The sequence below is a fragment of the Flavobacterium granuli genome, from assembly GCF_900129705.1.
Classification (GTDB): domain Bacteria; phylum Bacteroidota; class Bacteroidia; order Flavobacteriales; family Flavobacteriaceae; genus Flavobacterium; species Flavobacterium granuli.
In genome coordinates, this window is record NZ_FQWO01000003.1 from 122,480 (window position 1) to 134,281 (window position 11,802).

Below are 11,802 nucleotides of genomic sequence, written 5' to 3' on the forward strand. Positions count from 1 at the left end.
GCGGCGGCTTTTTTTTTAAAGTTATTTCATTTTAGAGGTTTGAGTTTTTTGACTAAAAAAAGATGATATCTTATGTCTATTGTAAGTGATTAAAGGTTAGGTGATTATGTGTTTTGTTTTTTAGTCTTAACTATGAAGTGTAGAAGTGTTGCTAATTTATGGGGCATGAAGTAGTTGGTCAAATGCTGTTTTACGATTATAATTTAATGTAAATTTGTATCAAATAATTAGTAATGGGAGACTCTTCGATACTGTTTAAAAAAATAACTTATCCTATAAATCAAGCACTTTCGGATTACCTAGAGCGGTATGATCGCGTCTCTAAGGTTCCTATTAGTTATGATGATTTGTTGCGTTTCTCTGGTGGCATTAGTGTTTATGATAAAAATGGTCAGGACACATTGTGGATTCGTGTCTATTACAATGAATTTGAAAGTGCTGAAATTGATTTGACATTAAAAAAAATATATTCGCTTTTACTATCTGATGGAAATTTGGGTATTCTTAAATTCTTAAATGTCGATTCTATTGATTATTGCACTTTTGGAAATTCGAAGCCCTTTAGGATAAAAGTTCGAAATATTCTCAATGATAACTATACGCATTTTTATATAAAAAAGGCTGATGCTTCAAGGGTTTACGGATTAGAATTAGAGCATCTTCTCTCGCCTGATAAAATAAATTTTTTAGTTTATAAAGATACTCTGATAGAAGAGCACATTATGGGAATTCCTGGTGATGTATTTATAAAAACGCTTTTAAGCGATTGTACCGAGACCGAAAAAGCGCAAATAGCCAAAGAATTCGTGAAATTCAATGAGCGTTGTATGATTCGCTTGCTAGGCGACATGCGCTCGTATAATTATGTGGTGGTTCCAACCCATGATTTTGACCAAGTGGTTTACAAAATACGCGCCATCGATTTTGATCAACAATGTTATGAAGGGAATTTCAAGATATATCGCCCTCAGTTTTTTAAAGAAAATTATTCTCTGGTAAAATTGGTCAAAGATAAACTCCAAGACAGTTCAATCGACCAGTACAAAGATGAGGAAAGATCAGCTTTGGCTAAAAGAATTCATTCGGCCGAAAATAAAATTAAACGACTATTGCAAATCATGAGTGATGACAATATAGCCCCAAAAGAGAATCAAATGCAATTACAAATGGAATTGTATCGCTATACTAACGATATGAATTTTAAAAATGCAAAATCGATGGGATATATAATGAAAGCAGCATTTGAGTTTATTATCAGAAACTTTAAAAATGTCAATTATTAAACTGCATTTTTTTTAAATTTAATTATTATTTGGATTATGAAAAACTATATTTCATTAGCGACTGTATTTTTTTTATTAGCTTGTCAACAAAACTCTAGCCCCGTAAAGGAACTGTATTCTTTGCCTAAAAAGTTGAAAGAAGTTTCTGGAATCACCTATTCACAACAGTTAGATTTTATTTGGGCTTTGGAGGATAGTGGGAATCCAAATGTAATTTATGGTTTGGATGCTAATGGCGCTCTAGCCAAAACCATGACTATTACAAATGCTATAAATGTCGATTGGGAAGATATTACCCATGACAAGGAAGGGAACTTGTATATAGGTGATTTTGGAAATAATGAAAATACGAGAAAGGATTTGTGTATTTATAAAATCGATACATCAGGATTAAAAAATGACAGTACTGCTTCAACCTCTAAAATCTCCTTTGCCTATCCGGAACAAAAAGATTTTCCGCCTAAAAAGAAAGAATTATTTTATGATGTAGAAGGTTTTTTTGAGTTCAAAAACAATTTTTATTTGTTTACCAAAAACAGAAGTAAAGGATTTGATGGCACCACTTTTCTATACAAAGTCCCTAATAGTGCAGGTTTTCATCAAGCGCAGCTAGTAGGCAAGTTTAAAACATGTGGTGACTACAATCATTGTGTGATTACAAGCGCCGCCATAAGTCCTGATGGATTAAAAGTTGTAATCTTGAGTCATGATAAAATTTGGTTATTCGAAAATTTTAAAGCTGATAATTTCTTGAGTGGAACAAAAACCGTATTTGATTTGAATCATTTTTCCCAAAAAGAAGCCATTTGTTTTAAGGACAATGATGTAGTACTTATTGCCGATGAAAAAACTAAAAAAATAGGAGGGAAGGTTTATGGGGTTAGCATCAAAAAACTAAAATCCAAATCCTAGACCAAAACTAATTCTTGCCTCTTCATCAACGCTTTTGAAATAGGTGAGTCGGGCTGTAATCACATTCAAACCATTGAGCCAGAGTCCGCCGCCAATGGATTGATGCCATTTGCTAGAATCTTCGCCTTGAGCCCAAACTCTTCCATAGTCAAAACCGCCTAAAACGCCATAGGACATAGGTAGTAAACTTCGTTTTATTTTCCCCAAATTCCATCGCAAATCACTGCTTTGATAAAATGATTTATTGCCTAAAAAACGTTCGTTTCTATATCCTCGCAAATCATAATCACCGCCTAAAGTAGCCCCTTGATAAAACTCAAAATTGTTGTTTAATAATGTTTTTGCTTTTAGAATAGTAGCCAAAACTACTTTACCGGCCGGATCAATTTTATGATTAAAATTAAGTTTGCCTTCTAATGACGGAAAATTTCTTTTGCTGTCATGTAGATCCATTTTCCAACTTCCGGCTATAGAAAAACCCATTCCCATGGTGGGAAGAGAGGCAACATCATAATTCTCAAAACTATATTTTACTGTCGCTCCGGCAAATTGACGGTTTTGAAAAATAGTTTGATTGATTGTTGAAGGAAGGCTTATAAAGCGATTCTCTGTAGCTTCTACTTTTATGTTCTCAAAGGAGGTTGCAATGTGAATTTCGCTTCCAGATGCTCCCACTTTTTTAATTGATGGAGCCACTTTTAGCATTTGGATGCGCACTCGATTGTAATCCATACCCTCAAGCTCATCATTATTGATAGTTTCATTACCTGAACCAAAATAATTAATGGTGAAATTAGGACTCGTAATTTGTGTTTCTAAATCTAAATCCCATTTCTTAATTAATTTGGGTAAATGCGCGTTGTATATAAATTCGTACCCATTAGTTGCAAAAAAGTAATTAGCAAGCAAATGATGCTTTTGAGTGTATGGATTTTGATTGAATTTATTTATAGTATAGCTTGCGGTAAAACCTAATTTCACACCATTATCAGGATTGTAACCACCGGAAGGCAGGCCTGAAAAAGCATTGTATTTTGGTTTTTCATAATCGTAAAGATTAGTTTCATAGTTGTCAGTCAATATAGTTTTGGTTTTTTTATCCACTGCATAGGAATTTGCTTTAGACTTGAAATCATAAATTTTTACTTTATGACCATTTTCAATAGTATAAGAATCGTTATTTTGTCCGCCAATTAAACGAATTCGGATTGCTGATTTTTCGTTTCCTTTTATTTCAAAAATATCCTCATCATCTAGGCCGTAAATCCAAATGTTTTTGGTCTTTGGACTTGAATATTCTGTGGTGTATTGTAATTCATCGCCTTCCTTTTTCAGTCGATAAACTTCAATTTCAAGCTGTTTTTTAGCTTTGCGGTTGATTATAAATTTGTCTTTTTTATCAGTTCCTACAATTAGTACTGTTCTTTGTAAAACAGCATAATACTCAGAAGCATATTTTTGGAGTTGTTCTCTTCTCGCTTTTAGTTTGTGTTTAATACTCTCGATTGTTTCATCTTGGACTTCTTTGGGTAAATTATTAAAAGCGCTATCTATAGCATCATCCGAAAGATTTTCTTGAATGTATTCGGCCTGCGTTATCCATTCTTTTTCAGTAGCAGTTTTAAGAAATACAAGATCTAAAGGATAAGGTTCGCGATTTAACCATTTTACATTTTTTATGTCTTCCTTAAAGGTTTGCATGTGACGCAAGGCGGGCATGTTCATCAACAAGGAAAGTAGAGTTCCATCATATTTTGTAAAGGCTTGGTCTCTATCGCGAGGAATTGGTTTGTAAATTATTTTTCCGCCTTCTTCATATTCTCCCCATCGCCACTGATCTTGATGTCTGTCCCAGTCGCCAATGAGCATGTCAAATAATCGGGCTTTGATATAAGCGTTTTCATCTACAGTATATTTTTCATCCTTATTTAGATTTTTTAATAAATCAGTGGTGCTAATAATTGTATTGGGTTTTCCAAAACTTTTTACTTCCTTTTGGCTATCTGTAGGTCTTTCTTCGACCATGTATAATTCATCACCAAAATCGGCATTAAAATCCTTCAAGGTTTTATGTTTTGGGATGTAGTACAGTTTCGGATTGGTATGAGAAACACCAATTTTTTCTGCTAGATTGCCTACCGCAAATGGAGTGTAAGGATGCGATGTGGTATAGAAATCAAATAAAAAATTTTCGGCAACGGTGTTTTTAAATTCGGTTGCTACATATTGGTCTTTGAACGCCACTGCTTGCAAGAAATTAGAGGCACTTTTTTTCATGGCACGCATGACATATTCTTTACCGTTTTTATCAACAATTTGCAACGATTTAGATTGATGACCACCACCGGCTCTTTTGGGTTTTAAGCCCCCAAAAAGAGTGTCTATTGTTGCCGTTTGAGTTTCTATGGGCAGGCTGTAATATTTTCTGTAATGTTCCCCAAATAAGAATTTATAAAACCAGTTTTTCTCCGTTTGTTTTTTCGTGTAAATGGATGTAGTTGTAGTTTTAGCAAATGAGGTTGGGAGTGTATCTGTATCGTTTTTTTTCGAATTTAATATCGTATGTTCAAACAACAGCTTTTCGCTATTGTTTTCATTGCCGTAAAAAAATAGTTTTGCGCTACCATTTTCATAAATAGCCAACTTAGCATATCCATTTTTACCATAGGAGAAATCATTTGGAAATAGAGCTTTCGCAGCTTCTGATTTTGAACCGGCGCCGCTTATAATTTGTCTGATATTGTCTTTTTCAATGTATTGTAAGTTATGGTCATGACCCGAAACTACAATAACATTGTCGCGGCTTTGTAAAAGTGTTTTTAGTCGTTTTGTGAAAAGAGTATATTGTTTGTTTTGAAGGTCTTGCGGGCTTATTCCGGATGTTTTTCGAAGTAAATTGATAAAAGAACCCAATACCGGAAGAGGGATTTTTTGCTCTAGCGGAAAAAGTTGTTTTTCTAATGAGAACTGTCCTCCATGTGTCCCGTTACTCATTAGCGGATGATGCACTGCCAAGATAATAGTTTTGTCTTGGTTTTTATTCAAAAGACTTTCCAATTCATCAAAGAAAGCGGCTCTGCTCTTGATGTCACAATTGTCATTTATAGTGGGATTCTTGTCCCAATCTTCCAAAAACCATTGGCTGTCTATTGTGATTAAGCAGGTGTTTTCATCTATTTTTAAATCGTCTATACCACAATTTTTGCGAGGTAAAAAGGCTTTTTTGTCCGCTAGATAATCCGTTACAAATTTAGCTTGTCGTTCTAAACCTTTGATGCCATTGTACCAATCATGGTTGCCGGGAATAAAAATGGTTTTACCTTTGTAATTTTCGGATAGTTTGAGTTGATTCTTTAATTTTTCTTCGGCCAATAGTAATTTGTCCGGATCATCGGTGCTGGGAAAACCTTTGGGATAAATGTTATCACCTAGAAATAATAGGGTAGTTTTTTGGCTTGCTTTTTTTAGTTGATCATGAAGTAAACTCATGGTTTGCTGAGCTTTGATCTCGTCAGCATTACCGGCGTCACCAATTAAAAAAAAAGTATGTACAATTTTAGAGGTATCAACGGCGTTTTGAGCTATCGGATTTTTGATATTCTTGCCAAATTGCGCTGTATGGGTGGCGCAGGATTGAATCAAAATCCCTAGTATGACTAAAAGTAATGAAGTTTTATTCGAAAGAATAAAACGATTATCCAAAAACAATTTCATAATTTAGTAGTATAAAAATATGTTTATGACTCTTTTAAATGAAGCCGAAGAATTTGTTAGTAAATTATTCAAAGATAAGCTTTCTACTTTATTTACCTACCATAATTTTAACCATACCCTTGGTGTTGTAGCAGCAGTAGATCAAATTGCTGAGGCTGAAAATATTAATTTTTCTGATAAAGAGATTTTGCTAGTGGCCGCTTGGTTTCACGATACGGGCTATACAAAAGGCTGTAGCAATCATGAGGATTCTAGTATTGCGATTGTATCTGATTTTTTGAAGCAAAGAGAGAAATCTTCAGATTATATTGCCAAGGTTTGTAATTTGATAAATGCTACCCGATATGATTATGAACCTCAAACACTTTTTGAAAAAATAATTAAAGACGCTGATTGTTTTCATTTGGGAAGTGAAGAATATTTATCTTCCTGTGAATCTTTGAGAATAGAATGGAAAAATCTAGATCAAAAATGCTTTTCAGATAACGATTGGGTCGTTGAAAATTCAGATTTTCTAATTAACAGACATCATTTTTACACGGATTTTGCCTTGCAGCATTGGCAATCGATAAAAGAAAAAAACATAGAAAGTATTCAAAATAAGCTAAAAAAGATGGAAGTTAAAAAAGAGAAGGAAAATAAGAAAAGGGAGCGAGGAGAAAAACCGGATCGTGGGATAGAAACTTTATTTAGAGTAACTCTAGGAAATCACACCCGTTTGAGCGGTATTGCAGATAGTAAAGCTAATATTTTACTTTCGGTAAATGCAATTATTATTTCAATTGCGCTATCCACTTTAATTCCAAAATTAGACAGCCCTAGAAACAGTCATCTGATGATTCCTACTTTTATTATGCTGATTTCGAGTGTTGTTACTATAATTTTTGCAATTCTTTCGACACGACCAAAAGTTACCAAAGGTGTTTTTGACCGTCAAGATATTGAAGAAAGAAAAGTGAATTTACTTTTCTTTGGTAATTTTTATAAAATGCCGTTGGATGAATACCAATGGGCTATGAATGAGATGATGAAAGACAGAGAATACCTTTATAATTCAATGATAAAAGACCTGTATTTTTTAGGATTAGTTTTGGAAAAAAAATACAGATTACTGCGAATAGCCTATAATTTATTTATGATCGGGATTGTTTTATCAGTTGTAGCTTTTGTTATTGCTTTCAAAATGATTGGGGCTTAATTTAATTCGTCCAGTAAATCCTGATAGGAGTAGTTTTTAAGGTTTACTCGATCATCATTTTTAACTTTTACTCTTATGGCTTTTAAACCGGAAACGCCCTGTAATTCTTCGACTTCAAATTGTTCTATTGTTGGCTCTAATATCTTTTTAAATTGTAGAAATTTGATATAATTCAAATATTCTGTTTTTTCGGCATTATGGGAATAGACGATTGTAATTTTCTCTTTCTCTGTAATACGCTCTTTGGTTCCTTTGATATTAGCTTTATCAATCCTTTTTTTGACCACTTCGTAGCGCGCGTTGTAGGTTCCGTCGATATCAAAACGTTTTTCATCCATTCTAAATCGGATGGAAATAGGGGAGCTAAATACTAAAATTAAAGAAGTGACATCTAATACGTAAGGCAAAGATGATTTGAGTTGATGGTGCTTCAATTCCATTTCACACAATGTTTGTAATTGCCACAGTCTCAAATTGTGAAGATACATAGTATCAAATGCTTTTGTTGGAGTTATGGAAGCTCCAATATATAGGTTGTGTTCCACGCCATCTGTCTTGAATCTTTCAAAATAGTGTGGGTAAATATTTTGGGCTTCTATTTGCTTTTTGTCCAGAACAGCAGCTAATTTTTTATTGATTATAGATAAGGCATTATCGAACTTTTTTCTGGATTGGTAAAACAATCCTGTTTTTTCATCGAGACTCTCAAAATATTTTTTTTCTAATAATTCACCATCAGAATTTGTCTTTGTATTTTTTAATATTGGGTGAATTTCATTTTCTATATACAGTTGAATTTGTTGTTCCGTATCAGCTTTCAGTGGGGATTCTAATTGTTTATGTAACGATTGTAATTCAAATTTTCGCTGTTCTAATAATATCAAATTTGCATTTGAATTTTGGTTTTTAAAAATTTGCAGTAGCATATTCAACTGATTTTTTAAATCTTCTTTTACGGTTTCATTTCTATGATCGGATGAACCTTTGATGTCTATTTGTCCATATAAAGGATAGACTTCTTTGAAGACGATTTCTTTGAAAATATAATCTTTGTTTGGATTACTGGTTTGAAAGTATTTTAAGGCTTCTTTTTTAAATTTCCAGTATACACTTGGATGAATGGAGGTGTATTCTCTTTGGATAACGGCTTCCACTTTATTTTGCATATCCGTATTATAGCGTTCCATGGTATCAATTAAAAAAGGAAGCACTAAATCAAGCTTGCTGGCATTGATGCTATTAAGTTCTCTTGGACTTGATGATACTAATTCTAATACGCCCAAAATAATACCGTTACTTATGATGGGAGCAAAGATACAACTGTGTACGTTTTGTTCTAATAAGTGTTTTGCAAATCTTTCATTTCCAGATACTAAGGCGAATTTTTCAACATTTGAAATAATTAATGGTTTTTGGTTTTTCAAAATATTCTCAATAAAACAACCCAGCAAAGTGCTTTTACAATCAACTTCTTCTTCAATAGGAAGAATAAAGCTATTGATACTGTGGTCGCTAAAACTTGGTTTTACAAATTTTTCTTCTTCTTCATTGTAGAAAACTAGACCAATCCTTAAATCGGCTATTTTAAAGATGGAACGAAAAATAGACTCGAAATTCTCATAAAAGGTTATCGGTTCTTTATCGGGTTTTAAAAGATTACCTTTTAGTTTAGAAATTGCGCTTTCAGTAGTAGAATCGAAAAGAATAAGGATGCCAAAACCTTTTAAAATCCAACTTTCTACAGGGAATTTTTCTTTCCAGAGCGCTATGTTATCATAATTATCCATCAATAAATCGATGTCGTCTTGAGAGATTTCGGGAGCTTTTTTAGTAGGTATGATTTCTATAAAATCCCCATTATACAAAATGCGGTATTGATTCATTATGCCCTCTTTATTTGGGATATCGTAAAATAAAGGCTTGCTGAAATCAATTTTTTGACCATAAAATTCATTAAGAATTAGCGTGCAACTCATTATATAAAAGTGATGCTCATCAAAATCTCGGATAGCCATGTCAAATTGAGAGCCCGCATTGTTTATTATTTTTTTGAATCGATCGCTATAATTAAAAGTAAAGTTTTGAAAAGGTATCGTAACTGCCTTTATCTCATTATTTGTTAAAGCAGTAGGGAATAAATCAGCTAAGAGATGCTTGATTAAAGTTTCGTTTTCCGGAATCAAATTTAGGTTTTCAATTCCAGTCCTGAATTCGGGAAAAGGGGCTATTTCTGCCAGTAAAGCTTTGGCATAATTAGATCTGTAATCCACATCAGTCCCTGCGATTTGCTCTAATGTTTCAATTAGTTTGTGAAACGAAATCAAGGTTTTAAATGGACTTTCTTTAAAAAAATTGGTTGTCATCTTTTTTGCTTTACCGGAAAAGCAAATTTACGAAATAAATGAGTAATCTGAGAGATCCCCATTAATAGTTCTTCAGGAAGAATAGGACAATATAACAAATTAGTTAAAATGATTCTAGATTTTGGAGTCAATCAACTCAAACAATATGAAACTTTTTTTTATTGAAACGAATTAATGTTTCATTAATTTCTTTTAGTTCTGGAGTAAGAAACATTTTTCGACCTTTGTCATCATTTGTTAATTCTAAATGACAAACGGTACATTCAAATTCCTTGAAATGATTTGTGATATTTCTAGTAACAATAAATTTATGTCCCAGTAGCGAACATAAAATTTTGCGATGAAGTATTTTTTCCTTGATTTCAATAGTCGTTATCATTTTACTTCTGATTTTGAGGTGTTTAAACTTAAAAAAAATCAGTTGAAAAGTAAAATTTAATCGTTAAAAGACAATAATTTTAAATTTATTTAAATAAAAACTTACAAATAGGTATACGAAATTTTCTTTTTATTGTTATTAGCCAAGAAAAAACCCTCAATTGATTTTACAATTGAGGGTTGGTGATTTTGTGATTTTCTTTTAAGATTTCTCTTCTTTATTGAAATAAACTAAGTAGTAGTACATTTGTTTTTCTTCGTCCCAACCTTTTTCAACAAATTTTTCGGCACTTTCCGGGTTGATGAAATCCATTTTAATTTGGATATGAGTATCCAGATTAATGACATTTTTGATTGATTTTCGGGCATCAGAAACCGCTGCATTGGCAATAGGGAATGAAGTAACATCTTCAATGCTGTATTTTTCGCCTTTGTCTACTTTATAATTTTTAAATTCAGGAATCAAATCAGGGTTGTCCAAGACTTCATTCAAAAATTCAGTTTCTTCAAATTCATCATTTTTGGCAAAATAATTCACAGATCGGTTCATGAACATCACTTCTTCTTTCTTGTCTTCAGCAGGGAAAACAACATCTTTGGCAAAGTTTTGACAAAATTTAAGGTATTTTTTTGTGATAAAATTTTCATCCTCAAAAGCATCTACCGAAAGGAAATGCTCTAACCAATATCTAGCATCATAACGGTTGCTGTCTACAGTTAGGATTTTATATCCTTCCTCTTTTTTATGATTAAAAATCAAACAACCTTTATCCAGTTTGTTTAAGTTTATTCCCTGTTGTAAAATCATTTCCAGATGGGTTCCTTTTTCTTCAAATTGCAAGAAATCAGCTTGTAATTCACTTTTAAAAATCCCAATAGCATCAACGACATTATTGTCAATATTTACATTAGTCAAATAAGCAACATAAACTTCTCCATTTTTAATGTGCGGATGATTGGATTGCTCAAATAGATGTTTGGTAATTTTTTTGGAACATTCGTGTAAATTAGCCGGATTTTCAAAAATTTCACTGGCGAATTTAAACATATCATTGTAATCTAAATCGACTTCATGCGCAAACTGAAAGTAGTTTTCCTCTTTTTCTCTAAAAGGTTTTAAGAAAAATTCTTTGATAAGAGGTACAATTTCATCTTGAAGATTGAAAGGTTGCTCTGATAAAAAAATAGCTTCATTACGGCTTTTATTTCCAACGCGATGGATGGAAAGCGTTTCGATGTGCGTGTTAAATAAGTTGATCATTTTTTATGTTTATTAGATGAAAGAGCCAAGATGAAAGACGGTAGATAGGTCTTTGATCTTGGCTCTTGATTCTTAGTTTTCTACTATTCTAGTTCCAATTTTCCTCAAATCCATAATCCTCAAAGCTATCATCTCCTTCAAACATATCGAGATCATCTTGATCTAAATCATCTTCAAATTCACTGGCGTAGTCATCAGCATTGTCTGCTTCAAAACTTTTCTCCATTGCCTCATCTGGCATTTCTCCATGTGAGAATAGTGTTTCGGGATAGATATTTCCAGCGGTTTGCTCTTCAATAGCGGCCAATTCAACTAAAAAAGTCCACATATTGATGAAATCATAAACATATAGAATTTTAGTGTTTTCGTCATCAAGGATATCAGAGAGTTTATAATCACTCATTATTTTTTGTTCTCCAGGGACATCTCCAGTATCAAAAAGTGAAATTTCATCCTCCTGATTCCAAGTTTCATCACAAGTATAGAACGAAGCGACTTCCATGCCGTCAAACCCAAAGGAATTGAAGATGGCATTGTGTAAATCCTCTAAAGTGTCTTCTGCAAGTATTGCAATATCTCTGAATATATCTTCCTCGGCATCTAGAATTACTCTGAATTTGTAAACCATAATCTTTGTTTTTATTGAATGGTCAAAGGTAAAATTTAATTTTAGATTTCAGATTTCAGATTCTT

General features: G+C 32.8%; 8 protein-coding genes. 3 read left to right on the forward strand and 5 right to left on the reverse strand.

What is annotated here, in order from left to right:
* Positions 1 to 233: 233 nt before the first annotated feature.
* Together BUB25_RS05560 and BUB25_RS05565 are read left to right on the forward strand one after the other, a co-directional pair.
* Positions 234 to 1,283 carry a hypothetical protein gene (locus tag BUB25_RS05560; protein ID WP_072941403.1) on the forward strand — a complete coding sequence of 350 codons (1,050 nt, stop codon included), beginning with the start codon at positions 234 to 236 and terminating at the stop codon, positions 1,281 to 1,283.
* A gap of 36 nt (positions 1,284 to 1,319) precedes the next feature.
* Positions 1,320 to 2,195, forward strand: a complete 876-nt coding sequence (locus tag BUB25_RS05565) for an SdiA-regulated/phytase-like domain-containing protein (RefSeq protein ID WP_072941420.1) — start codon at positions 1,320 to 1,322, stop codon at positions 2,193 to 2,195.
* On the opposite strand, the gene BUB25_RS05570 is transcribed toward BUB25_RS05565, so the two are convergent.
* Entirely contained in the window at positions 2,178 to 5,909 is a 3,732-nt protein-coding gene (locus BUB25_RS05570) for a metallophosphoesterase (RefSeq protein WP_072941423.1), read from the reverse strand. The genes BUB25_RS05565 and BUB25_RS05570 overlap by 18 nt on opposite strands.
* A 25-nt stretch (positions 5,910 to 5,934) precedes the next feature.
* Here BUB25_RS05570 and BUB25_RS05575 point away from each other — a divergent pair, with 25 nt between their 5' ends.
* Positions 5,935 to 7,107, forward strand: coding sequence for a Pycsar system effector family protein (locus BUB25_RS05575; RefSeq protein ID WP_072942069.1), 1,173 nt, complete (start codon positions 5,935 to 5,937; stop codon positions 7,105 to 7,107).
* On the opposite strand, the gene BUB25_RS05580 is transcribed toward BUB25_RS05575, so the two are convergent.
* The 4 genes from BUB25_RS05580 to BUB25_RS05595 form a co-directional block, all read right to left on the reverse strand.
* Positions 7,104 to 9,470, reverse strand: coding sequence for a GAF domain-containing protein (locus BUB25_RS05580; RefSeq protein WP_072941426.1), 2,367 nt, complete (start codon positions 9,468 to 9,470; stop codon positions 7,104 to 7,106). The two genes, BUB25_RS05575 and BUB25_RS05580, sit on opposite strands and share 4 nt — an antisense overlap.
* 136 nt (positions 9,471 to 9,606) lie before the next feature.
* Entirely contained in the window at positions 9,607 to 9,849 is a 243-nt protein-coding gene (locus tag BUB25_RS05585) for a hypothetical protein (protein ID WP_072941430.1), read from the reverse strand.
* Positions 9,850 to 10,050: 201 nt separating this feature from the next.
* Positions 10,051 to 11,109, reverse strand: a complete 1,059-nt coding sequence (locus tag BUB25_RS05590) for a nucleoid-associated protein (RefSeq protein ID WP_072941432.1) — start codon at positions 11,107 to 11,109, stop codon at positions 10,051 to 10,053.
* An 88-nt stretch (positions 11,110 to 11,197) separates the two neighbouring features.
* A complete protein-coding gene (locus BUB25_RS05595) occupies positions 11,198 to 11,737 on the reverse strand; it encodes an IS1096 element passenger TnpR family protein (RefSeq protein ID WP_072941435.1) in 540 nt (179 codons plus the stop codon).
* Positions 11,738 to 11,802: the final 65 nt, after the last annotated feature.

Bases quoted from the DNA above. Each gene is read 5' to 3' on its own strand.
- BUB25_RS05560 (WP_072941403.1), top strand. From the start codon at position 234: ATGGGAGACTCTTCGATACTGTTTAAAAAAATAACTTATCCTATAAAT.
- BUB25_RS05565 (WP_072941420.1), top strand. From the start codon at position 1,320: ATGAAAAACTATATTTCATTAGCGACTGTATTTTTTTTATTAGCTTGT.
- BUB25_RS05570 (WP_072941423.1), bottom strand. From the start codon at position 5,909: ATGAAATTGTTTTTGGATAATCGTTTTATTCTTTCGAATAAAACTTCA.
- BUB25_RS05575 (WP_072942069.1), top strand. From the start codon at position 5,935: ATGACTCTTTTAAATGAAGCCGAAGAATTTGTTAGTAAATTATTCAAA.
- BUB25_RS05580 (WP_072941426.1), bottom strand. From the start codon at position 9,470: ATGACAACCAATTTTTTTAAAGAAAGTCCATTTAAAACCTTGATTTCG.
- BUB25_RS05585 (WP_072941430.1), bottom strand. From the start codon at position 9,849: ATGATAACGACTATTGAAATCAAGGAAAAAATACTTCATCGCAAAATT.
- BUB25_RS05590 (WP_072941432.1), bottom strand. From the start codon at position 11,109: ATGATCAACTTATTTAACACGCACATCGAAACGCTTTCCATCCATCGC.
- BUB25_RS05595 (WP_072941435.1), bottom strand. From the start codon at position 11,737: ATGGTTTACAAATTCAGAGTAATTCTAGATGCCGAGGAAGATATATTC.